Origin of the sequence: Variovorax sp. KBW07, assembly GCF_003852515.1 — a bacterium.
Lineage (GTDB): Bacteria > Pseudomonadota > Gammaproteobacteria > Burkholderiales > Burkholderiaceae_C > Variovorax.
Map to the genome: position 1 here is coordinate 49,210 of NZ_QAJK01000034.1, position 24,012 is coordinate 73,221.

The window sequence follows — 24,012 nt, forward strand, 5'->3', positions numbered from 1 at the left end:
ACACCCGGGAGCGCAACATGTACAAAACGACCTTTGGCACGCAACGACAACAGCTATTGGACTGGCTGAGAGCGACTTGGCTTCGAGATGGGCCTCCCATTTGCATCGTTGAAGGCTTCCCCGGCGTCGGCAAGACCGCCCTTGCTGGCGATCTCTGTGACGCAGCCAAGACCGTTGATCATTTGCAGATCTGCTTTGAAGAGGTCACGAACCGGCCTGCTCCGTCCCTGACAGATCTCTTTCTAGATCTAGCCTCAAACCTCACGGGGCATTGCAACCAGCCCGACATGGAGACGGCACTTCTCGGGGAAGGTGACCTGATTTTTGCTCGCGCCCTCGATCGCGCCCTCCGAAATGATGTCCTGATCGTCATTGACGATTTTCAGCGGCTGCTCAAGCCCGACAGCGGCGAGCCAATGGACGAACTGGCCAACGTCCTGCAGTCGATAGGCATGAATAGAGGCCACAAAGGCCGGCTGCTCCTTCTGAGCGATCGCCTGCTGGTGCAAGGGCGTTGGTCTGCGGACATCCCCGTCAAGAGGCTCAATGAGCTTGCGCCGGCCGAGGCCATTGCGCTACTCGAAGATCGGCTCGCTTCTGCGACGATCACTGACGCGGTATCGGAGGAGCGAAAGCTAGATCTGGTCAAGGTCCTGGGCTGCAATCCGCGGGCCATTGAGACACTAGTAGCGTCGCTCGCCTTCGATTCTCTCGACGATGTCGTCGGGCGTCACCCGGGGTTTTGGTCTGTTCTGGATCGCGACATGTCGCGGGAGTTCTTGATCCGTCTGGAACGCGACCTGCTTGAAAGATCCATCGCGCAACTCAACCCGGATCACTACAGGCGTTTGCTTCTCTTGAGTGTCCATCGCAAGAATTTCGAGCAAGGCGTCTTTCAGCTGTTGTACGACGGTAAGCGGGCGGAGAGTCGCGCTCTAGCCCATGCACTCGTCACACACTTTCTCTTGAATCACGTGGGTGGCTGGTACTCGGTGCAGCCGCTTGTCAGAGAAATTGGCTTGACGCACCTTCGCGAGCACGACGCGGATTTCAAGCAGGCGCACGCTCGTGCTGCGGAGTACTACGTACGACCGTTGAAAGCTCGGGACGCCAGCGGCTTCAACTCTCGGCTGGTGAACTCATTTGCTGAGGCGCGGTATCACCTTTACCACGCTGGCAAGAACGAGGAGCTTCGAGAGCTTGTCGTGCAGATGATCGACGTTGCTCGCGCCGAGCTAAATGCGACGTCGCCTGTTCCAAACCATCCGGAAGATCTCAACGAGCGAATCGGCATTCTCAGCATCCTGCTGGAGCGAAGTGCGCCAGGAGGACTCCACTACTACATAGCGCGATGCTTGCGGGCTCGCAAAGGACCGGGCGATCTCAAGAAGGCCGTCGAGCACGCGCGCGCCGCGACGGCTGGTCGACGCGCGCCTGCAGACGCGTGGGTGCTCCTCGCACAACTGCTAGAGCAGACCGGGGACAAGATTGGTGCCATCGAGACTATCTACAAAGCACTCGACGCTGTCCCAGATCAGGACAAGCGATTTGCTCTGTACCACTACGGGGCGACACTATTTGCCAGCGCTGGCAAGATTCCGGATGCACTAATCCTTCTGCAAGAAGGCATCCTGAACGTGCCGCCAGAGAAGTCTGCAACCCCGCTCTACATGAAGGCTGCAGAGCTGTACGCGGAAACGAATCGAGAGGATACGGCGATCGCGCTACTTCGCGACGCTGTCCAGCGCGTCCCGGCCAAGCAAGATGCTTTTGCTCTGTACCGGATGCTAGTGCAGGCGCTGGTCAAGACCGGTCGCACTCCAGAGGCCAAGGATTTGCTAACGAAGGCAATTGCCGAGGGGGCTGTTGAAGGCCCAAGTCTCGACCAAGTGCAGCGACTTCTCCGCGCTATTAGTCGAGGCAGCCGCGGGGTCAATATCCCCGAGTCCGAAGCGCCAGCAGAACCAACCACAGTCGTGCCCGCGAGCGTCGTCGCTGCATCAAACCCATCGAAGCGCATCCTCGTGATGGCCACAGAGTGGACGGCCAAGCACGGCGGCCTCTCGACATTCAATCGGGAGCTCTGCAAGTCCCTCTCATCCTTGGGTCACGACGTTGTTTGCGTGGTTCCGCGCATTGAAGCTGGCGAGGCAAACGCCGCACTTGCTGTGAATGTCCGACTCGTGGGAGCGCGCCCAGGGGGCCAGGATCCCGCCAGCGGCCTTCTTAGGCGTCTGCCTCTCCAGGGGTTCGCGCCTGATTTGATCATCGGGCATGGTCGAATTACAGGCGAAGCCGCTCGAGTCCAGCAGCAGGACTCCTATCCAACAGCCAAGCGGATCCATTTCGTCCACATGGCCCCAGGCGAGATCGAGTGGTACAAAGGCAAGGAAGACGCTGCGCAAACCGCTGACCACAGAGAGGGGCTCGAGCTCGATCTTTGCAAGGAAGCGGATCTCGTAGCCGCAGTGGGCCCGCGCCTTTATCTGGAGGTCGGCAATCTTCTGTCGGCCTTGCAAGTTCAACCCAGGCTCTTTCAGTTCATTCCCGGGTTGCGAGGAGTCGCCGAGCGAGAGCCGTCTCCTTTGCTCTTGTGCTTGGTGCTGGGGCGAGCGGAGGACATTCAGCTCAAGGGCCTTGATATTGCCGCGAAGGCGCTTGCGAAGTTGCTCGAGTCCGGATCTGAGTTCGATTCCACTCCAGAATTGGTGGTGCGAGGAGCGCCCACTGGGACTGGTACAGCGTTGAGAGAAGCGCTTCGCGACCTTGTGTACCCAAGCGATCTGTCCATTCGAGTCAAAGAGTATTCGTCGGACATCGACGCAATTGAGCAAGATCTGCGGCGAGCCTCAGTCCTGTTGATGCCATCTCGCCGCGAGGGCTTCGGCCTCGTGCCGCTCGAGGCGCTACAAGCTGGCACACCCATCCTGGTTAGCAACAAAAGTGGCTTCGCGGAGTTCTTGAAGTCGAAGATTTCCAGCTCGAACCAATTACAACAGTACGTCGTGCGCACAGTGGATGATGTCGATGAGTCCGCAACCGAATGGGCGAAGGCGCTTGAGTTTGTTCTGCGCGATCGAAAGGCCGCTTTTAGACGAACCGTCGAACTCCAAGACATCTTCACGGACCACACCTGGGACACAGCTTCTAAATCCATGCTCGCCGTCGTATTCGGCAGCTAGGCAGCAGTTCACAAGCGGCACTGATCAGGCTGCGCACGACGATGCTGATTCCACCGGACAGTGCACCACGGCGGTGGCGCTGCCTCGCTCCAGTTCGATGCGGATGTCACGGGCCGGCATCTCGGCTTTGGGCTGCACATCGAGCGTGATGAAGTCGGGCATCGGCAAGGTTGGAACGTCAGTCGCCTTCGGCGACGCAGCCCTGCGAACGTCGGCACGCCATCCGTGCACTACGTTCGCATTCAGGCTGTACAGCTTCGCGAGCGCCGCGGCAGAAGCATCCGACTGCCGGCACGCCTCAAGGACCTCCGCCTTGAACCGCGCGCTGTGCTTGCGACGGGTGGCCCGCTTAACCACACCATATTGCGTCCACATCATTCATCGCGGACACGATGCCTGCCGACCATCGGGCAATCAAGATGACTTCACCGTGCGGCTTACGTTCCAACAAGAAATCAAACGGCACGGCAACGGTGCTTTGCCCTCCCCGATCAGTTGGCAAGGCTTCGCGGTCGTCAGAAGCTAGCGACGCCTCCTTCACGAGACGAAATTCGAGGAACTCTGAGCCCGATTGCAGTGACTTGTTATCTGCGCCGTCAACGCATCAGGTGCATGCACATCTTTCCCGCTCAATGGACGATGAGTCGAGAAGTCGTTCTAGAAGGTCCGGTCGTTGACCAATTCGGTTGCCTGGACGAACTCCACTAGTTCGCCAAGAACATCGACGCGTGGCTTTCCGCCAGAGATTCGAAGTAGCAGCGAATCAACCTCGGCACAGTGAAAAGTCCCGCGCCGAGGGTTAAAGATGCCAACGTGGCTCCAGCGTTGACGCCCGGCCCCCGCATCAAGCGCGAGATAAGTTATGAGCTGTCGCAGATCTTTTCCGGCGACCTTACGCGTCGTCGTCTTGACCTCCACTAAAGTCCCGCCGATGCCAAGATCACCCTCTGCAGTATTCAGGAAGCCGCAACCTTGAAACCTCGGACCGAACTCGACGGGGGATGTTGGCTGGAAGGCACGGTAGAGCGACGCGTAGTTCTTTGCCAGCGCCAAGGCTTGATTCAATTCCGAGGGCTGCAATGACTCCATCGAGTCGGGCTTCGCACCTTCGTAGTGCTGTACTACCTCGAAAGCTCTTCGGCTTGCCTCCTGGATCATCCCTGGGTCATCGAGCAGACTTGTTGGAACTCGACCGCTGTCGCGCAGCAATCGGGCTCCCCAGAAAGCAAACTCGGCAACGATGTCAGCTCGAGTGCCAGGCGTGATCGGAACAGCTTTAAGCAGCCCCCCGGTTTCGTCGAGAAGCTCCTTCCGATAGGCCTCGTTGAAGAGACCGACGAAACGTGGTGTCAGCAGCGGCACCAGCTCCTGCCAGAACGAGGCGAAAGACTTCGCGAAGGCGCGCTCGGAAATCACAACGGTACGCTCTTGTTGGCCTGAAATCGATCAGAGAACCAGTCTCGGATCAGCAGCTCAGCTTCGGACCAACTTCCTTTGACGTGACCGCGCCAATGCTTGCCCTCGTCTCCCAAGAAGTAAGAGGCCATGATGAAGGCACGCCGCTCAAAGACAGACATCGCGCCATACTTCGTCTTTGCATCGGACAACCAGTAGTGGCATGACCACTTGGCCATTGCCAAGATGACCAAGCGGCGAATCATCGGGTTGGCGCTCTCCTCAAAGATCTTGATCAGTATCTCCTCCTTCTGCTGGGTCTGATCGCCGGCCATAGCACGAATATAGTATGAAAGATTGACCTCAACCGACAGCAACGGCGACTGCTCGGTCCACAGTTTGCAAAGGGCCTCATCGATGCGAATCCGCTCATCGGTGGCTGAGCCCGCGTATACCTCGCGCACGACGCGCATGACCGTCACAAATACTGGAGCGAGCGTCATTACGTTGTCGCCATCGAGCAGCATGCTCACTGCCTGCAGCTTTTGTGCTGGCGCGAGAACGAGGATGGCCTGAACGGCCTGCTTGGCCACGGCAGAGTCGATCGTTGTTTTGGCGATCTCGCGACCCAATATGCCGATGATGTCGATTTCCTGGATGGCCCCCTTGAGCTCTTCGTAGTCCGCCTCGGCGGTAGGTGAATAGGGGTCGAAACGCAGTGAGATGCTCAGCAGCTTCTGCTCTTCAGTGGCCAGCGCGCTCGCAGTTTCAGCGGGATCTAACAACTGAGCCGTCTCGCGGAACTCTTGCGCCGACAGAATGCGCGTCTTCTTCTTTTGAAGCACCAAGCCTTCGTTCGCCAGCTTCTCCGAAAGGAAAACCAGAGTGCGATAGGCCTCCGCCTTGTCGGCACAGAAGATGGCGTAGTCGTCCGCATAGCGGCAGAAGCGGACACCACGTCGGACGAGGAGTTTGTCAACTCCATCGAGTGAAAGCTCGGCCAGGATTCGCGAAGCTGGACCACCTACCGGCAGGCCATAAGACACGTTCTGCGAGAACTGTTTGAGCAGGTCCATCAGCCGGTTCGGCTGATCACCCACGCCAGGCAGGCGCTGCAGCGCATTTTCGATACGATGGTGATAGATACGGGGGTAAAAATCAGAAATGTCCGTCTGCACAACTACGGGGTAGACGTCACTAAGCGCCAAACACTGTCTTCTGAAGTCGATCCAAGTGCTATCTTTAAATATCTTGGCTTCGACGTCTTGCCACTGAAAACGGTAAGAGAACACCGTGTTGTCGACTTCCGGCACGCGGACGGCCTCGATCTTGTCGGCGATCGACAGCACCAGCGACAGGTAGTAGGCGTTCCAGAACGGATCAATCAACGTTGCCCATCGAAACCCGGCATAACCGACCTGTGTCAGACTTCGCATCGTCTCGGGCGGATAGACCGAAAGCCAGTGGTCGGGCTTTGAGTGGATGCTTTTGATTAGCTTGCTTGCATCCGATAGCCGATCGCGAAATAGCAGGTTCTCGAACGGGAACGTAAAGATGTCCGTGTCACCATGTTCGGCGACGTTGCGAAGTGCGGCGGTGATCGCGTCATCGAAGTGCATTGCGCCTCTTCTAGAACATGGTTTGGGTGACCCCGATGTTAAAGCGAGAATGAAGCAGCTCCAGACCTCCGCAGGATACTCATCGGCACGGTCTCGGCGTTTTCCACTCTCCCGAACCTGAAGCCTGGGAATCTGCACGTGCACGTCCTCTTCGAGACGAGTGACTTTGATCGCCCGACCATCCGGGTCAATGTGTCTTCCAAGATCGAGTGCGATGAATGGAACGCGAAGCTGGCGATCCTGCTGCAGTAGCGGCTGGCCGGTCGAATCCGGGAAGCATTAGGTCTGCTGAGCCTGCCCTCGATCAGCCGTTGAGTGTTGACGATCTCGGTTGCCCGATGTGGTAGCCATCGCTAAGATAAGCCCGACGAAAACGCTCCCTCAAGACTTGTTTCCAAACGCCATGTTGAACTTCTCAGCCGCAACCACCCAACGCGTCGCATCCGACGCGGGCGCGGCTGTTCGCCTGGCCATATGTTCGCGGACCTCGACCCGAACCTCGAACCGGATAGCAGCGGCGATATCGCCTCGCCTCATCCTCGTTCCCCAGTCCAGGAGCTGACAAATTCGGCTCCATCCAGGAGCCCAGAATGGTCAGCCAAAAGCAACTCTTTCCTCTCCCGCCTGCAAGCGCTAGCCCCGAGATCCTGATCTTCGGCGATCCGCACGGCGACTTCGCCCCTGCGATCGCCGCGGTCGAGCGCTTCCGACCGCTGGCGATCGTCCTGCTGGGCGACATCCAGGCGCGCCAGCCTCTGCACATCGAGCTGCAGCCGATCCTGGCTCTCACCGAGGTCTGGTTCATCCACGGGAACCACGACACGGACTCGGATACTGACTACGACAACCTGTGGGGATCGGAGCTCGCGGATCGCAACCTGCATGGACGGATCGTCGAGATCGCCGGATACAAGGTCGCAGGCCTGGGTGGCATCTTTCGCAGCAAGATCTGGGATCCGCGGCAGCCGGTCAAAGAGGCCGCATTCGTCTCGGCCGACGCGTTGCGCCGGTCCATGCGCCGCGAAGAGCGTTGGCGAGACGGCATTGCTCGCCGGCATCGCTCCACCATCTTCCCCGACGATTTCCAGCAGCTGCTGCGGAGCGGGCCCGCCAACATCCTGGTGACGCACGAGGCGCCGGCGGCGCATCCATACGGCTGGAGGGCGATCGACGAGCTCGCCGAGACGCTCGGTGTCCAGCTGGTGGTCCATGGCCACCATCATCAGAACATCGACTATCTCGCCGAGGGGATGCAGACCGCCGCGGCACCGTTCCGCGCCTTCGGGGTCGACATGGGCTCGCACCTGGCCTGGCCGTGGGATGAGACTGGGATGGGAAGTCCTCCACAAGACTTGCTGAATCTCGCTGCTCAGGTGTTCGGCGTAGAAGCCCAAGCCTGGCTGAACAAGCCGCACGAATTGCTCGATGGCCAAACGCCAGCAGCGTTCGCTGCCGGGGGCGGGTCTGAGAAAGTGCGATCGATGCTTAACGCGATTCAACACGGCGGTGTCGCATGAGGACCGCCGTGGCGCCGTTCTGTGCCTTTGGCGTTGGCATGGACTCGCTCCTGGCGTGGTCGCTGGATGGGAATGGTTGGGGAGGCCCGGAGTGATCCTGTTCCTCGACTTCGACGGCGTGCTCCATCCCGAAGGGGAAGAGCACATCCTCAACGGCGGTGTCGACTTCTGCCTCCTGCCGCGCCTGGAGGCGTTGTTGCGCGAGTTCCCGCACGTGAAGATCGTGATCAGTTCATCCTGGCGTGAGCAGCTTCTCTATGAGACTCTGCTGAAGCCCTTCTCCAGCGACATTCGGGATCGGATTCTTGGGGCCACGCCGCATTCGGGCTTCGGACTCCCGCCACCTTATGGACAGCGTGAAGGAGAAATCCTCGCCTGGCTCCAGCTCCACGACGCCGTCGACGAACCCTGGGTCGCGCTCGACGATGCCTATTGGCAATTCGATCACTGCAAGGACCATCTGGTGGTGTGTGGTTCGTTCGTCGGCTTTGATGACAAGGCCAGTGCCGAACTTCGCGTGCACTTTGAACGAGCGCCTCGATGAAAGTACTGATTCTTTCCGACCTTCATCTCGAGTTCGCCCCCTTCGAACCGGTGCCTGATCTCGAGTTCGATGTTGTCATCCTCGCCGGCGACATTCATTCGCCTGCGAAGCGCGCCGTCCAGTGGGCGGCGGATCGCTTTCGCGGCAAGCCGGTGATTTATCTGCTTGGAAACCACGAGTACTACGACGGGCGGTTGGACACGACACTGGCCGAGGCACGTCGCGCGGCCGACGGCAGCAATGTCCATCTGCTCGACGGTGATGAGTTGGTAGTCGACGGCGTGCGCTTTCTCGGCGCAACGCTGTGGACCGACTTCGCGCTCGCCATCGAGACACCTGAAGGTCCGATCAGTGATGCCGGGCGTGCCATGAAGATGGCGACCAATCTGCTGAATGACTACGCGCTGATCCGGACAGTCGATGAATCCGCAGAACCCGATACCTGGCGCGACAAGCAGGGAAGAAAGCTTCAAGCGGCCGACACGCTTCGGATCCATCAGGCGCAGCGTGCCTGGCTGCGCGACAGACTCTCGGAACCGTTCGCCGGACCGACAGTGGTTGTGACGCACCATGCACCCCATCGCGGCTCGCTCTCAGAGCGCTACGCCGATGACTGGGCCTCAGGCGCCTTTGTCAACGAGCTTCCGGATGCTTTCTTTGATGTGCCCGTGCTCTGGGTCCACGGTCACACGCATCAGCAGTTCGATTACCGAGTCCGCTCTTGCCGAGTCGTGAGCAACCCTCGCGGCTACGTGAATTGGAGCGGCAGGATCGAGAACAAGGCGTTCGATCCTTCCCTGGTCATCGATGTGCAAAATGTTACTGGAGGTGAGGGCTCGTGAAGCTGCTCATCCTTTCGGACCTGCACCTCGAGTTCGGCGTCTTCAACGTCCCGAAGATCGACTACGACGTCGTGATCCTTGCCGGGGACATCTTCGTGCCAGGCTCCAAGGCCATGCGCTGGGCCCGGCGGGCAGACACTTTCGGGGACACGGTCTCGATCGTCTTCGTGCCGGGCAACCACGAGTTCTACAGCGGCGTGCTGCAGACCACGCAGAAGGAAATGGCGCTGTCTGCGGCTGCGTGCAAGGTTCATTTGCTGGCGCCTGGCGAGGCCGTGATCGAGGGCGTTCGATTTCTGGGTTGCACGCTGTGGACCGATTTCGAGTTGCCCATCCAGGCCAAGGCCGGCCCCACCGTCGACATCGAGCGCGCCATGAAGATCGCCAAGCTCCAACTCAACGACTACTCATCGATCCGGTGGGCCGAGACACCAGAGCCTGCCGATCAGTCCATGGTGCACGTCAAGCCGAGGAAGCGCCGCCTGACGCCCGAGGACACGCGAGCGCTGCACCAGCGTGACCGAGCCTGGCTGGCCCAGAAGTTGGCCGAGCCCTTCGACGGACCGACGGTGGTCGTGACCCACCATGCACCGCACCGCGGATCGCTCGCACCACACTACCAGGCCAATTGGCTGTCCGGCGCCTTCGTGAGCGAGCTTCCGGGCTCTTTCTTCGACGTTCCCTCACTCTGGGTACACGGCCACATCCACGAGAGCTTCGATTACCAGGTCGGTAACTGCCGCGTGGTGTGCAACCCCCGGGGATACATGCGGCATGGCCGTGACCAGGAGAACAAGCAGTTCAACCCCGAGTTCATGGTCGAGCTATGAGTGACATCCAGTCATCTATCCCCCCGATCCAGCAAGTGGTGGCTGCCGCGACTGCGGTCTCGGATGGGGACCTCGAGGCGGCCATCCGGCACCGGATCATCGGCGCGACGCCGCAGATGGCTCCCCATGTGGCTGTCCACCATCGACGGCAGCTGGAGATCCAGGCCTGGCTCGACGGAAACGGGCGCAGTGCTGCGGAGTGGGTCGCACTTGACGATTGGCCCGGCAGCTTTGAACTGGGCTTTGAACGAATCGTGCTTACCGATCCTCAACGCGCGTTCGATCAAGACAGCTACCAAGAACTGCGCTCGCACTTCCTGCGATTCGCGGCCGGCCGTTGAGTCGGCCATAGGATCAGTTGACGAACTGTGGCTTGGTTCAAGAAAGCTGTGGCGCTCAAGCTTCATCGCCACTTAGACGCACAGAAACCTCATCCCGTTGGACCTCCACGCGCGTCAGGCCACATTGGCACAGAATATTCACTAGCTCGGTGGAGTCCTTGAAAGACCGCGGTGATGCCTGCCAGGAAGTTTTCCGGACATGGCGCCACAGAAGAACATCCGCACCTATTCGTCTAAGTTGCCGGTAGCGATTCCAGTTCCTTGGCAACAGGCGCACGGAACAGAAGCAAGGTCGGTTTTCCGATGGTGCCCGTGGCCTCGTCAAAGGAGCGCATGTAGCTGTAGCCACAACCACAGGTGAAGACAGCCATACGCCGGCCATTGCGCAAACGGTGCCACGTGAACGTCTTGATCGGGAACCGCTGATCGGCAGAGCAGACCCTGCTGCCGCACATCCAGGGCCCAGAGCCGAACGGCGACGGATGCTGGTCCCGTTGTTCGAGGAAATCCTGCAGCAGCACGTGATAGAGCGGATGAACAGAGCGCCGATCGTTTCGCACCATGTGGGTCAGCCCGTTTCCGCGAAGCGTCTCCCCGTCCATGACGTCCGGCAATAGTTCCAGCGCACGACCATAGAACTGGCGCAAACTGGCGTTCAGCAACTTCTGGTCGATCATCAACGCAGACCTTGAAAGATCCGTTGCGCGCAGCAGCTGGAAATAATGAGCGCGCCACTCCGTCAATGTGCGAGCCGGTGGCGGCTCGTCCAGCAGGCGTTTGCTCAGCAACGCCAGCCGCTCCAAGTGCGGCATCACGTCCCAATGACCAGGGGGCACAATCGGATCGGCATCGGCTGGGCATGCGCTCCGCGAAGCTGGCTGAAAGAAATGGGACTGGCGCCCTTGCGCACTCAGGCAGAGACTTGAGCGATGTCGATGGCACATGATCACACCGGGAAGTTGGTGCTCCCGCAGCCAGTAGAGCTCCCCATAGTTTTCATACATCTCCGCGGCGCAGTTCGGGCAGTAACGTAGATCGCCGACGCGACCCACGGCGTACGCTTGCAGTCCCGAGAGGGCTTGAATCGTGTTGAGGCGTCCCGTTTTCATTCCCTTCCTCAGCGCTTCTCGCATCTTTGGCGGCTCGAAGGCCGTGAAGTAGGGAAACAGGGTCAATTCGTCGATGACATGATCCGCCTCCACGGCATGAAAGGGAGCACGCAGTGCGAGATCATCGAGATGCCCCGGGAGATCGAGCACCGCTCTGGCGCTCTTCCGACCAAAAACCATCTCCATGAAGAGTCCGGGTTTTGGCTGGCCCAGGTGGACCCACAAGCGAGCCAGCACGCTGTAGAGGATCTCACCTGGATAGGGCTTCGGAAAATACGCCAGCACGATCAGCGAGCCTGCTGTTGCTGCAGATCGAGCACAGGGGACACGATGATCTTCGACTCGCACAAGGCTTCGTAGGGCGAAAGGGAACGAGTCGTACCCTGCGTGACGATGTAGCGCAGATCGGTCGGCTGAAGCTCCTGCGGTTGGGAATTTTCCAGCTCACCTTCAGGGATCTTCTGATTGCTTCCCATCGACTTCGGTCCGGAGCCCTTTGCTTTAGTGGTTGCCTTGGCTTTTCGGGCGCTTTGGCCTTTCGTCTCCATCTTCGCCTTGCTTGGGGTGCCCACTTCGATCTGCTGGGCAACCCGCGTCAGCAGATCCAACGGATTGGCCTGCTCCACCTCAGCCCCTAAGCTCTCGACCATAACCTTCGCAATATCTTCGGACACCCCAAACGCCCGAAGCGCATCCACGATCTTCTGCGCCGACGTCTGCGCCCCCGTCAGAACCGCTTTGGCCGGCTCCGGAATCGGCTGTGTGCCCACAATCACGGAGGACGAAGCGGCCGACTGCAACACCCCGCCCAGGTATTTGTGAAAGGTTTGAAGATCGTCGTATTTCGCCAGCGCCTTGCCGTCCTTCAGCCGAAGTGCCTGGATCATTGGCGCGACCAACCAGAAGTCCTCCTTCGCGACACGGCGGATCAGGCTGGGTGTGATCAGTTCATCCGAGCCGGGCTTCGTTTCGCCGATCGAGATCCGACGCATCTGCGCAAGCATGAACATCTTGACCACCAGATCAGTCACGCCTTGCGACTCGTCATGAAGGACGTCGCTGAGCTCCTGTGTCAATGGCGTCACATTGCGAGTCCACTGGAATTTCCACATGCTCTTCAGAAAATAGTCCCACACCCCGTCTTTCGGCATCGGATCCCAATGCAGTGCGCCAAGACCGCTTGAGCGTCGCCCCTGCCTGAAATTGCCCTGCAAGACCTGGACGGCGCTCGGCGTGCCGATCAACTCGACCGGAATGCCGATCGTGTTGACCAGTTTCACCAGGAAGCTGAGCACCTCTTCTCCGGCGCCAGAGCGCGCATGCTTCAGATGCTGGATCTCGTCGATCACCAAAAGGCCGATCCCATGAAGAGTGGCGACTTCCGCCATGTGCACCACCATCTCATCCTCGCCGCCCTTGCCGTAAAGCTTGAAATACTTCGTTCCGAGCAACTGATCCACGGCGGTAAAGAAGTCGATACACAACTGCTTGGGCCCGCCCTTTTGTGGGCTCTCTAGCTTGATCCATACCAACTGGACCATGTTCAGCTCAGGGTGGACGATGATCTGTGGGTACCGCAAGAGAACCTGCTCTTCCGCGCGCGTCTTCCCCGCGCCCGAACAACCCGTCAACGCAAAGCTCAACGCAGTTGGGTGGAAGAAAGGGATGACTTTGTTCGACGAGATCTCTTCGATGGCACTGCGAACTCCACCGGCCAGGCGAGCAGCGTAGCCCGGCGCGGCCGGATTGCGCCCTATGTAGCCCTGGCGGATCATCATGTCCAGGCGCTCCGCCAGACGGATCTGGCGCTCCATGGGTTCGAAGTACCGCAGCAGCCGCATGACGCAGTGCTTTCTCAGCTTCGCAGGGTAGTCACGCTCTCTCGGATCGAAGACCACATCGGCTCGCAATACCTCGGCCCATTCCTGCATAGAAAGGATGACCGGTAATTTTGCGATGAAAGGATTCCCCTGGTACTCGGGGAGATTGGCTGCTTCGAGATTGAATTGAGTCACTTGGAAACTCCGATTTTGAGGATTTCAAGAATGCTGGGTTCGGCGTCGTCTTCTTGCGTCGGCGATGGAAATGGAAGGACCTCGCCTCCCCTGGATGGGGCGCCTTTGGTCGCTGGCGCGACTGGGTGTGCCGTCCCGTCCGAAGGCGTGAACACTTCCTGGCGTCGACGCTCCTGCTTTTCTTCGGTGCGATTCGTGCGGATCTTGGCCACTCGCGCGCTGTTACTTTTCATCGAAGCGGGGCCGGCCTGTGCTTTCGCCTCGGCGATGGTCTCGTCGATGAGATTAACGAGCGCCGAGTCACCGAGTTGCTGCTTCTCGCGATGATTGGCTGAGGCGTGCTTCGTGGAATTGCTTTGCTCACCAATCTCCCACTCGGAAAGCCCAAGGAACGCACGGCTGCGCGGCGTGAGATTGCACACGTCAAACTTCCTCTCGTCGTTGCGGTGCAGATAGATGCGGTCCATGCAGCGCGAGTCGTAGGACACCTTCACCGGCCAACGTCCATCCTGCCGAGCCCGATCAAACCAATGTTCGGCCATCGCCCGTTCGCAGGTGTAGTGCTGCCCGCGAAAAAGGATACCTTCCTTCGTGACGCTCGCGGACGCGGTCGGCATGAGGGCGAACTTGACGAGGTCCTCGGGGTACTGGCGCAATTGCCCGCTGCGGTTCGCGATGCCCCACTCCCACAAATCGCAAGGCACCGGCAGGACCTCATCTTCGACGACCCCGCGATCCGCGTCGTAATCCTTGAGTTCGTGATGGTTGTTGAAGTAGAGAACGCAGCCGATGATGATCTTGGTGAATTGATCCAGATCGAGCGTCGCGTCCAGCCGGTAGTCGCTGCCGCCGCGGGCACGGAAGTCTTTTTTCACGTACCCCGGGGCATAGGGCTTGAACTTCGCGGGCAATAACCGAAAGCGGGTTTCGACGACACCCTTCCAGTCGGCCCGGTATGGTGCCGTGTTCTCCACGATCACCCCGAACATGGCCTGCAGCATTTCCACCTTCTCGCTCTCCAACTCGCCGCGGTCTCCGAGAAGGAATGTGCAAAGGTGTCGGCACGGCCAGTCTTCGGGATTAATTTCCAGACCGTATTGAGCACAGAAGGCGACCTTGTCCGTCGCGGTGTTCGCCAATGCCATCATCGCGCCCACCCAGGATGGCCCCTCCAAACCGATGTAAACACCCACTATCATGCGTGAAAAGACATCGATTACCACGTAGACGACAGGTCGACCTACGATCTTCTTGCGGTTGAGCCGCGACACGACGTAGACGTCGGCAATGGTGGCATCGATCGCATAGCGCGCGCCAGGACCCCATACGCCCTGCGTTGCTGTTCCGATGTAGCCCCGCATGTCCTTGTCGTAGATCTTGGCGCCCACGCGGCGCCGCTTCATGTCGAAGCGGTCAATCTCCCGATAGAACCAATACTTGAACTGATCGATCGTCGGGCGAAGCCATTCGCCAGTTTGCGCATTGATCTTGCGGCCAACGCTTTCCGAGCGACCCGTCTCCTCATTCTTCGCTCGACGCGTGAAGAACCTCGCCACCATGTCGTCATAAACGCCCTTGACGGTGAATCCGTTCTCATTGGTGTAGACGCCCACGGCCACCGCAAAGATCTTTCGGGTCATCTTCGTGACATTGATGCCGATCTCGGTTCCGTACTTGCGCGGTCGGCCTCGCTTGATCCCTTCCGTGTAGTTGCGTTCCTTTCCCTTGGCACCACAGTTGGGGAAGTCCGGCAGCAAGGCATTCTTGACTTGCCCGCGTTGCCAGTACCGGCGTAGGTTGTTGTAGATCGCCTGCTTGCTGCCTCCGTTGCTCTCGATGTGCAGTGTGATCTCCCGCGAGCGCCTCTGCGGATGGAAGATCTCCGGCGACATGACCACGATCGTCGCTATCGAATTCCAGGCCGCGTCGCGCCCGCGAACTTGCGAATCGCTCGGCGTGGTCATCGACGTGATAGGCAGGAATGGATCCTCTTCCGGCTTGAGAAGGAGCGCCCGACCTTGCAGTACGTCATCGGAGAGTTCTTCCGATTCGCGGATCGAAGGAAATGCACCAGGGTCGTCGATATCGATCACGAACCAGACTCTGTTAGACGGATGCAGCCAGAGCAGGCGCAGCCGCTGCGCCTTGTCTGTGCCCGTGCCGGGATACACCAGGATTGCGTTGAGGAACAGCATCAGGCGGCCCTCCGCAGATTAACTGCACCCGCATCTCCGTCATCCGCCAGCCGAAAGACTCCCGCGGACTCCTTGATATCGAACGGGCGATCAAGGTCATAGGCCAGACGCTTGTCCGACGCGAGGTGCCGCAGCGCGGTCAGTGCTTCGCCCACCTCGAATCCGTACTCGTCCTGAAGCTGCTGGCACAGCCACTGCATGCTGGCGCCCTGCGTACGCGCCAGGGCGTGAATGAACTGCTGGCACCTGTCGCGCCAATAGTCCGGATGAGGCGTGACCAAGTGCTCCAGGCTTCGCATCTCCGAGAGCCACTCAAGGTTGCCTACGCGCACGGCGGGAATTTCACGCTCGGTGATGAGGGCCCAGGGGGCTCCCAGCATCTCCCAGTAGCGCGACTCGATCTCGAGTTTCTCGATCACGCGCGGGCTTTCGTTGAGCTCTTTCGTGGTCTTGGCCGCCCGCGGCAAGAGCCGCCTTGCCGCATCCTTGCCGTAGGTCACGACAACGTCGGTGGTCATGACGATGTCAACGCCGGTTTTTGGATCTTGGGGATGCTTGACCTCCATGCTCGCGGCGATCTGCCGTGTCACTTCGCGATCGAGCGGAAATTGCTCGCGCAAGTCGCTCACGTTATCGTCCCAGTCGTAGATCAAGATCAGCGCTCGCTCGATCTTGGACAGCGTGTGATGCAGCCGCCCGGTCTTGCGGCCGGGAACTCGCGACGACAAGCCGTTGGAAGGCACATCGTGGATGGTGAGGAAGGGTTTGTAGTCAGCCCCTTCGCCTTGACCTCGCCCCTCTTTGATGAACCTGGCGATCTTGTCTTCGTCCATCGCGTATCGGTGCTTAGCCAAGATGCACCTCCATTGCGGCTGGCCAACGGCGACTGCGTTGGGATGAGGTCGCAACTGAAGAGCCTGCCGAGCTTGGCGAGGCACATGACTTCCACTGGGACGACAGTGGATCGGATATGGAATGGTTCATTAACTTCCTCTTTGCAAAACGCCCTTTCGGGCACATTTGCACGGGAAGCCCCTCGGCGACTGTCCGTCCGGCGCGCGGACGCGCATACCGTTGCTGTTGCAGCGGCGATACGCATTACGCGACCAGGAACGACAGATCTCGACCAAATTGAAGACGTGCGTCTCCCCAGCGCGAAAGGTCTTGAAACCTCGCGCCAGCGGCAGTAAAGTCAGCTTTCGGTTAGGAGTGCAGACTTCAAAGGGCCCGTACGCAGTTCTGAACCTGCGTGCGGGCTTTCTGCCATCAGTGGCCTGTTAGTGCTTTGGGGTCTTCGCGTGCTCCTTTCCGGCCAAGTGCCCCACCGTCGCGGGCGGCTCACTGGACTGCGGTTCTGTGGGTGACTCTGCAAACTGCGCCACCAAGTAGGCGGCAACATCTGCGGTCAGGAAATACTTGCCTCGCCGGTGCGGTGTGTCCATGCAGCGGATGGGCACATGCCCTCGCTCCATGCTTTTTTCCAGCGCGGCGACGGTCTTGAATCGCAGCACTTCGGCGAGCACTGGTGAATCCATCACCGGTCCGTAGCGCGACATGAGGAACGATTCGATGCGCTGCTGCGCAGGTGCGGCGGCACAGCCGTTCTGCGTCGGATCCGGCATCAAAACATCGGTCTGGTTCGAGGTCATTCCCCATGATCGCGCAGGGCCAAGAACCAGCGCAAGTAGGCCTCGAAGGCCTGATTTCCTTCGTGTAGTAGTACTGCGCGAAACCAAGAATTCCACAGCAGACCGTCAAAAAACAAGGTGATTTCCACCTTGCTCCGAGGCCCGTCTTTGCAAATCTCCCCCGTGCGCAACTTCATCCGAAGCAGAGCGCCGAAGCCGCTCGAAGACCAAGTTCAACGGCCTTCTGACATGGCGAAATCTGGACGCTCTGATTCATTTTTGAATTACTTTTCGGCGTCAAAGCAAAGATCGGCCATTTTTTTCGGTGTTGTAATTGCGCCTAATCCAAGTGGGTCACGCCGCGTCGGTCCACGTCGATCTCTTGCTGACCGAGTTTTCATCCGTGCGTCCCTCCTATCACCCTTTGCTATTGCCACGCCTGGCAGCGATAGGCGAGCTTGCAACCCGCTTCATTACAGAGGTCGCCGGCAAGTCGAAACTGAATGCGACGCAGTGGCTCATCGCGTTTCATCTCGACAAGAATGCATCCGAGACTGAGCGCATTGCGATGAGTCCAAAGCAACTCGCATCGCTCATGATGTGCCCCCAAACGCGCATCGTCACGCAGCTCTCGACGATGCGACGTAAAGGGTTGATCGAACCTGTGAGGCTCAAGTCCACGGTGCCCCGCCGGCCGCTTCGCGAAGGTCGCAAGTTCTACGCACTCACATCAGCCGGACTGAGGTTGATCAGAAAGAGTGTTGCCAACTCTGTTGCGGCCGATGAACTCTTTGCTACGCTGGTTCATTCCAAGGTGGGCTTGGAGATCAAGGCCCTGCACAAGAGGCTGGAGGACGCATCATTGCGGGACTGCCTCGATTCGATTTCGGTCCTGGAAGTCGCTCTGAGGGAACAGCGGATCAAGAAGGCTCGCCGGTAATTCCTGTCGGACCGTGGATGCTGCGGCACTTCCCGTCGCTCGAACGCCTGCAGATCCTGCTGGGGTCGGGTGTGCCCCCGGTTAGATGCCTCCCGCGCATGCAGTCCACCGCTTTGTTCCCCAGTCCAGGGCTTTATTCCCCGGTCCACGACTTAATTCCCCGTAGGCAGCAAACACGCCCGGGAATACCCTCTGACCCCTCCGAATTCTTCTTGCCTACATTTCTTGCATGCAAGACAAGGCATTGCTTGCATGCAAAAAGGAGAACTCCATGCCTCGCTTCGCCAAATCGCTTTTCGGTCAGGTGGTCATCGCGCTGGTGCTCGGCGTGCTCGCGGGGCTGTTCGCCCCCGAGTACGCCGTCAAGCTCAAGCCGCTGGGTGACGGGTTCATCAAGCTGATCAAGATGATCATTCCGGTGCTGGTGTTCTGCGTGGTGGTGCACGGCATCGCGGGCGCGGGCGACCTGAAGCGCGTGGGGCGCGTGGGCGTGAAGGCGCTGATCTACTTCGAGGTGCTGACGACCATCGCGCTGGCGATGGGCCTGGTGCTGGCCTTCGTGTTCCAGCCGGGCGTGGGCATGAACGTCGACCCGTCCAAGCTCGACCCCGCGGCCATGAGCGCCTATGCCTCGAACGCCGACAAGCTCACGAGCGGCGGCACGGTTGAGTTTTTGATGAAGCTGATTCCCACCACGGTGGTCAACGCCTTCGCCACGGGCGACGTGCTGCAGGTGCTGCTGTTCGCGGTGCTGTTCGGCTGCGCGCTCACGCTGCTGGGGGAGCGCGGCAAGCCGGTGGCGGTGGTGGTGGACGCGCTGTCGCTGGTGCTGTTCAAGATCATGGGGATCATCATCAAGCTGGCACCGCTGGGCGTGCTGGGCGCCATCGCCTTCACCGTGGGCCAGTACGGCATCGGCTCGCTCAAGCAACTGGGCATGCTGGTTGCGCTGTTCTACGGCGCGGTGCTGGTCTTCGTGTTCGTGGTGCTGGGGCTGGTGATGCGCTTCTCGGGCTTCAGCCTGTGGAAGCTGCTGCGCTACCTGCGCGAAGAACTGGCCATCGTGTTCGCGACCACCTCGTCGGACAGCGTGCTGCCGCAGATCATGGCCAAGCTGCGCCGCATGGGCATTCGCGATTCGACGGTGGGCCTGGTGATTCCCACGGGCTACTCGTTCAACCTCGACGCGTTCTCGATCTACATCACGCTGGCGGCGGTGTTCATTGCGCAGGCCACCAACACGCCGATCTCGATGGCCGACCTGCTGACGATTCTTGCGATCGCGCTGGTCACCTCGAAGGGCGCGCACGGCGTGCCGGGCTCGGCCATCGTGGTGCTGGCCGCCACGCTGCACGCGATTCCGGCGATTCCCGCCATCGGGCTGGTGCTGGTGCTGTCGGTCGACTGGTTCATGGGCATCGCCCGCGCACTGGGCAACCTGATCGGCAACTGCGTGGCCACCGTGGCCATTGCCGCGTGGGAAGGCGACATCGACCGCGAGCGCGCGCATGCGGTGCTCGACGGCAGCTACTCGCCCGACGACGAGCCGCTGGCGGAAGCGGGCGCCGTGGTAAACACCGGCACCGCCTCCACCGCCCACTGAACCGAAGACACACACAAAAAATGGCCACCGACGTCAGCCCCACCGCCATCGCCGAGCGCGTCGTCGAGGCCATCCTCGCGCAGAAGCTCGCACCGGGCGAGCGGCTGGGCGAACAGGCACTGGCCGAGAATTTCTCGGTGAGCCGCACGATGGTGCGCGAGGCGCTCATGCAGTTGCAGGCGCGCGGCTTTGTCGAAGTGCAGTCGCGCCGCGGCTGGTACGTGGTGGAGCCCTCGGCCGAAGAAGCGCGCGATGCTTTTTCGGCACGCCGCATCGTCGAGGCCGGCATCCTGGCCGCGAGCGAAGGCCGGCCGCTGGGCAAGGTGATCCGCAAGCTGCGCGATCACATCGCCGACGAGCAGCGTGCCATCGAAGGCGCCGACGCCGCCACGCGCGCCTTTTTGCTGGCGGACTTTCATGTGTGCCTGGCCGAGCAGATGGGGCACCAGTTGCTGGTCGACGTGCTGCGCGACCTCACGGCGCGCACCACGCTGGCGGCCACGCTCTACCAGTCGAAGCACGAGGCCGGGCAGTCGTGCGCGGAGCACGGCGCCATCGTCGCCGCGCTCGAAGCCGGCGACACCGACAAGGCGCGCCGGCTGATGCTCGACCACATCGGCAACGTGGAGCGGGCGCTCGAGGTCGATGCCGCCACCGAGCCCGACGCTCCGAGCCGGCTGCGCGCCACGCTGGCACCCGTGGCCCTGCCGCGTGCCAAACGCTGAAGCAGTCTGTGCATTAGTGCCATGGCTCGCTATTGATTCAATAGCAAACATCGGCCACCAGCCCATCGTTTGCAGCGGATTCTCCGGGTCAGGCTGCTGCGGCGCACAAGAGCGCTCCGGCTGACACAGCGGCGGGTTCCGGCTCGGCTACAGTCCGAGACACTTATGAACTCACCCCAACTCCAGCGCGGCGTCTTTCTCGCCCTCCTCGCTGTCGTGACCGCCGCCTTCATCTGGGTGCTGTTGCCGTTCTTCGGCGCGGTGCTCTGGGGCGTGGCACTGGCGATTCTGTTCACGCCGCTGTTCAAGTGGCTGCTGAAGAAGATGCCCGGCCGGCGCAATGCCGCCGCGCTTTCCACCCTGACCATCTGCCTGTTCATCGTGATCCTGCCGCTGGCCATGGTCGGCGTGTCGCTGGTGCAAGAGGTGGCACTGGTCACGCAGAGCATCCGCTCGGGGCAACTGAACTTCGCGGCGTACTTCCAGCAGATCCTGGATGCGGCGCCGCAGTGGCTGCTGAACCTGGTCGAGCGCTTCAACCTGGGCGACATGGCGGCCTGGCAGGCGCGCATCTCGGCGATTGCCGGGCAGGCCAGCCAGCTCATCGCGAGCCAGGCACTGGCCATCGGGCAGAACACCTTCGACTTCGTCGTCAGCTTCTTCGTGATGCTGTACCTGCTGTACTTCCTGGTGCGCGACGGCGCCACGCTGTCCAAGACCATGCGCGACGCCGTGCCCCTGGCCAAGCCGCACACGCACTACCTGCTGAACAAGTTCACCACCGTGATCCGCGCCACCGTGAAGGGCAACGTGGCCGTGGCCATTGCGCAGGGCACGCTGGGCGGGCTGGCCTTCTGGTTCCTCGGCGTGCAGGGCGCGCTGCTGTGGGCCGTGCTGATGGCCTTCCTGTCGTTGTTGCCGGCCGTGGGCGCGGCGCTGATCTGGGGCCCGGTGGCCATCTACTTCCTGGCCACCGGCCACTTCTGGCAGGGCGGCGTGCTGATCTTCGTGGGCGTGTTCGTGATCGGCCTGGTCGACAACATCCTGCGCCCGCTGCTGGTGGGCAAGGACACGCAGATGCCCGACTACATCGTGCTGATGTCGACCATCGGCGGCATGGCGATCTTCGGCATCAACGGCTTCGTGATCGGCCCGGTGATCGCGGCGCTGTTCATGGCCGCGTGGAGCCTGTTCGCGGATTCGGGCCACGTGGGCACCGGGCACGAAACGGCGGAAGGCGATGACGCGGCCGAAGGCGCCGCCACCGCGCAACGCACCGGCGACACCGACGGCAACAAGAAAAAGGGCTGAGCCACCGGCGGGCAACGGGGCAGCGGGGCAACGGCAGGCGCTGGCAGGCGCCGGCCCGCTTCGTCCCCGCCCGCGCGCATTTCACGCGCGCATTCCGGCGTTTCGTCACATCGCGCTGGGCACCGCAGCCGACCTGCGGGATCGTCGGGCCTCCAATCCACACGAGGCCCGCCATGCACCTTCCCGCTCTCCTCCTGTTTCGCCCGGCCGCGCGCGCCCGTTGCGCCATCGCCGCCGCGGCCTTCGCATCGCTTGCGCCGCTCGGCGCCCTTGCCGCCGACCTGAGCGTCAGCGTCGCCGACGGCCCCGCCACCGAAGCCACGCTCTACATCGCGCTGTACAACGACGCCGCCGGCTACGCCGAGAGCAAGGCCTTCGCCTCGCAGACCGCGCCCATGCGCGACGGCAAGGCCAAGCTGGTGTTCGCCGGCCTGGCGCCGGGCCGCTACGCGCTGCGCGCCTTCGCCGACGAGAACGGCAACGGCAAGCTCGACACCAACCTCCTGGGCATGCCGACCGAGCGCTACGGCTTCTCGAACGATGCCAAGGGCAACCGCGCGCCGCCCACCTTCGAGGCCGCGACGATCAGCGTCGACGCCGACCTGCAGACCGTCATTCACCTGCACTGAGGAGCCACTGCCATGGAACGACGCGAACTGTTGCGCCTGCTGGCCTCGGCCGGCGCCCTGCCCTTGCTGGGCCCATTGGCAACGTTGGCACCATTGGCGCGTGCGGCCGGCACCGACGACTGGCAAGCCCAATTCGAAGCCGCCGGCGCCCCCTGGAAGAGCGGCTTCGCCACGCCCGCAAACGACCTGCCGCTGACCCGCGCCACCGTGCGCGGGCGCTTCCCCGATGCCGTCGCCGGCACGCTGTTCCGCATCGGACCGGCTGGCCACGACCTGGGCGGCGAGCGTTACCACCACTGGTTCGACGGCGACGGCATGGTGCACCGCTTCGTCATCGACGGCACCGACGTGCGGCACCAGGGCCGCTATGTCGCCACGCCCAAGCGCGTGGCCGAGGTCAAGGCCGGCCGACGCATGTTCGAGGCCTTCGGCACCATGCCGCCAGGCGTCGAGCCGCCGACATCGGCCGACAGCATCAACGTGGCCAACACCAGCGTGCTGCCGATGCAGGGCGAGGTGCTGGCGCTGTGGGAAGGCGGCTCGGCCACGCGCATCGACGCCCGCACGCTCGACACGCTGGGCGTGAAGACCTGGCGCCCCGACTTGGCGGGCATGCCGTTCTCGGCGCACCCGAAGGTCGACCCCGACGGCACGGTGTGGAACTTCGGTGTCAGCTCGGGCCAGGGCCTGCTGGCGCTGTACGAGATCGCGCCCGAAGGCACGCTGCGCCGCGCGGCCGTGGTGGCGGTGGCCGACATGCCGATGGTCCACGACTTCGCGGTGACCGAGCGGCACCTGGTCTTTCTGATGCCGCCGCTGGTGTACGACAGCAAGCGCAAGGAAGCCGGCGCGAGTTTTCTGGATGCTCACGTGTGGCGGCCCGAACTGGGCATGCGCGCGCTGGTGGTCGACAAGCAGAACTGGGAAAAGCGCCAGATGCTGTCGCTGCCGGCGGGCTTCCTGTTCCACGTAGGCAACGCATGGGAAGAAGAAACGCCGCGCGGCACGCTGATCCACGTCGACTACGTGCGCTCGGACAACGCCGATTCGGTGTTCACATCGAGCCGCGAGGTGATGCGTGCGCGCCGCGTGAAGAGCACCGAACCACACCTGACGGTCGCGACGCTGAACCTGGGGACGGACACGGCGACGCAACAGACGTTGGCGCAGGAAGCGGAGTTTCCGCGCATCGATCCGCGCCGTGTGGGCCTGCGTCATCGCCAGGTGGTTCACGCGACGCAGATCCGGCCTGACCTGCCGGGCTTCGGTGCGGTCGCGCGCACCGACGTAGAGACCGGCCGGAGCCAGCGTTTCAGCTACGGGGCGCAGGCGATGGTGGAAGAACACGTGTTCGTTCCCGACGGCTCGAAACCAGGATGGGTTCTGGGCACGGTGCTCGACTTCGGCCGCCAGAAGACGGTCCTGTCGTGCTTTGCGGCCGACCACCTCGGGGCCGGACCGGTGGCGCAGGCTACGTTGCCGTATGCGCTGCCATTGGGCTTGCACGGAGCCTTTGCGCCGGCCTGAAAGGGGACGGTTGCGTTGCTTGGGCGCTGCTGTTCTGGTTCATTCAGGGCAGCGCCCACG

Annotated in this window: 20 protein-coding genes; 12 read left to right on the forward strand and 8 right to left on the reverse strand. The window is 61.3% G+C overall.

Annotated elements, in window-relative coordinates; all coding sequences use genetic code 11:
• The first annotated feature begins 17 nt into the window (after positions 1–17).
• Positions 18–3,182: a glycosyltransferase gene (locus DBV14_RS07405; protein ID WP_124458549.1), complete on the forward strand. Its 3,165-nt coding sequence runs from the start codon at positions 18–20 to the stop codon at positions 3,180–3,182.
• Positions 3,183–3,206: 24 nt separating this feature from the next.
• Here DBV14_RS07405 and DBV14_RS07410 read toward each other — a convergent pair whose 3' ends face one another.
• From DBV14_RS07410 to DBV14_RS07420, 3 genes are all read right to left on the reverse strand, one after another.
• A complete protein-coding gene (locus tag DBV14_RS07410; RefSeq protein WP_124458550.1) occupies positions 3,207–3,560 on the reverse strand; it encodes a transposase in 354 nt (117 codons plus the stop codon).
• 279 nt (positions 3,561–3,839) lie between these two features.
• Positions 3,840–4,598, reverse strand: a complete 759-nt coding sequence (locus tag DBV14_RS07415; RefSeq protein ID WP_124458551.1) for a hypothetical protein — start codon at positions 4,596–4,598, stop codon at positions 3,840–3,842.
• A complete protein-coding gene (locus DBV14_RS07420) occupies positions 4,595–6,196 on the reverse strand; it encodes an RNA-directed DNA polymerase (RefSeq protein ID WP_124458552.1) in 1,602 nt (533 codons plus the stop codon). The genes DBV14_RS07415 and DBV14_RS07420 overlap by 4 nt, the downstream gene beginning before the upstream one ends.
• A gap of 590 nt (positions 6,197–6,786) precedes the next feature.
• On the opposite strand from DBV14_RS07420, the gene DBV14_RS07425 reads away from it, so the two are divergent.
• The 5 genes from DBV14_RS07425 to DBV14_RS07445 all read left to right on the forward strand — a co-directional run bounded on the left by DBV14_RS07425 (position 6,787) and on the right by DBV14_RS07445 (position 10,270).
• Positions 6,787–7,713: a metallophosphoesterase gene (locus DBV14_RS07425; protein ID WP_124458553.1), complete on the forward strand. Its 927-nt coding sequence runs from the start codon at positions 6,787–6,789 to the stop codon at positions 7,711–7,713.
• Between the two features lie 91 nt (positions 7,714–7,804).
• Positions 7,805–8,257 (forward strand): HAD domain-containing protein, encoded by a 453-nt coding sequence (locus DBV14_RS07430; RefSeq protein ID WP_124458554.1) that lies wholly within the window; start codon positions 7,805–7,807, stop codon positions 8,255–8,257.
• Positions 8,254–9,099 carry a metallophosphoesterase gene (locus DBV14_RS07435; protein WP_124458555.1) on the forward strand — a complete coding sequence of 282 codons (846 nt, stop codon included), beginning with the start codon at positions 8,254–8,256 and terminating at the stop codon, positions 9,097–9,099. Before DBV14_RS07430 ends, DBV14_RS07435 begins: the two co-directional genes overlap by 4 nt.
• A complete protein-coding gene (locus DBV14_RS07440) occupies positions 9,096–9,929 on the forward strand; it encodes a metallophosphoesterase (RefSeq protein ID WP_124458556.1) in 834 nt (277 codons plus the stop codon). The genes DBV14_RS07435 and DBV14_RS07440 overlap by 4 nt, the downstream gene beginning before the upstream one ends.
• Positions 9,926–10,270 (forward strand): HAD domain-containing protein, encoded by a 345-nt coding sequence (locus tag DBV14_RS07445; protein WP_124458557.1) that lies wholly within the window; start codon positions 9,926–9,928, stop codon positions 10,268–10,270. Before DBV14_RS07440 ends, DBV14_RS07445 begins: the two co-directional genes overlap by 4 nt.
• A gap of 233 nt (positions 10,271–10,503) precedes the next feature.
• Here DBV14_RS07445 and DBV14_RS07450 read toward each other — a convergent pair whose 3' ends face one another.
• The 5 genes from DBV14_RS07450 to DBV14_RS07470 all read right to left on the reverse strand — a co-directional run bounded on the left by DBV14_RS07450 (position 10,504) and on the right by DBV14_RS07470 (position 17,238).
• On the reverse strand, positions 10,504–11,664 hold the full coding sequence (locus tag DBV14_RS07450) for a TnsD family Tn7-like transposition protein (RefSeq protein ID WP_185545958.1): 1,161 nt from the start codon (positions 11,662–11,664) through the stop codon (positions 10,504–10,506).
• Positions 11,665–11,666: 2 nt separating this feature from the next.
• Entirely contained in the window at positions 11,667–13,394 is a 1,728-nt protein-coding gene (locus DBV14_RS07455; protein WP_221621879.1) for an ATP-binding protein, read from the reverse strand.
• Entirely contained in the window at positions 13,391–15,589 is a 2,199-nt protein-coding gene (locus DBV14_RS07460) for a Mu transposase C-terminal domain-containing protein (RefSeq protein ID WP_124458559.1), read from the reverse strand. The genes DBV14_RS07455 and DBV14_RS07460 overlap by 4 nt, the downstream gene beginning before the upstream one ends.
• On the reverse strand, positions 15,589–16,422 hold the full coding sequence (locus DBV14_RS07465) for a TnsA endonuclease N-terminal domain-containing protein (RefSeq protein ID WP_124458560.1): 834 nt from the start codon (positions 16,420–16,422) through the stop codon (positions 15,589–15,591). The genes DBV14_RS07460 and DBV14_RS07465 overlap by 1 nt, the downstream gene beginning before the upstream one ends.
• Before the next feature lie 444 nt (positions 16,423–16,866).
• A complete protein-coding gene (locus DBV14_RS07470; RefSeq protein WP_124458561.1) occupies positions 16,867–17,238 on the reverse strand; it encodes a hypothetical protein in 372 nt (123 codons plus the stop codon).
• Positions 17,239–17,620: 382 nt separating this feature from the next.
• Between DBV14_RS07470 and DBV14_RS07475 the strand changes: the two genes are divergently transcribed.
• The 6 genes from DBV14_RS07475 to DBV14_RS07500 all read left to right on the forward strand — a co-directional run bounded on the left by DBV14_RS07475 (position 17,621) and on the right by DBV14_RS07500 (position 23,952).
• On the forward strand, positions 17,621–18,157 hold the full coding sequence (locus DBV14_RS07475) for a hypothetical protein (RefSeq protein WP_124458562.1): 537 nt from the start codon (positions 17,621–17,623) through the stop codon (positions 18,155–18,157).
• A 271-nt stretch (positions 18,158–18,428) separates the two neighbouring features.
• Positions 18,429–19,760: a C4-dicarboxylate transporter DctA gene (locus DBV14_RS07480; RefSeq protein ID WP_124458563.1), complete on the forward strand. Its 1,332-nt coding sequence runs from the start codon at positions 18,429–18,431 to the stop codon at positions 19,758–19,760.
• 20 nt (positions 19,761–19,780) lie between these two features.
• Entirely contained in the window at positions 19,781–20,485 is a 705-nt protein-coding gene (locus DBV14_RS07485) for a GntR family transcriptional regulator (RefSeq protein ID WP_124458564.1), read from the forward strand.
• Between the two features lie 165 nt (positions 20,486–20,650).
• On the forward strand, positions 20,651–21,796 hold the full coding sequence (locus DBV14_RS07490; protein ID WP_124458565.1) for an AI-2E family transporter: 1,146 nt from the start codon (positions 20,651–20,653) through the stop codon (positions 21,794–21,796).
• Positions 21,797–21,969: 173 nt separating this feature from the next.
• Entirely contained in the window at positions 21,970–22,425 is a 456-nt protein-coding gene (locus DBV14_RS07495) for a DUF2141 domain-containing protein (RefSeq protein ID WP_124458566.1), read from the forward strand.
• A 12-nt stretch (positions 22,426–22,437) separates the two neighbouring features.
• Positions 22,438–23,952 (forward strand): carotenoid oxygenase family protein, encoded by a 1,515-nt coding sequence (locus DBV14_RS07500; RefSeq protein ID WP_124458567.1) that lies wholly within the window; start codon positions 22,438–22,440, stop codon positions 23,950–23,952.
• The last annotated feature ends 60 nt before the right edge of the window (positions 23,953–24,012 follow it).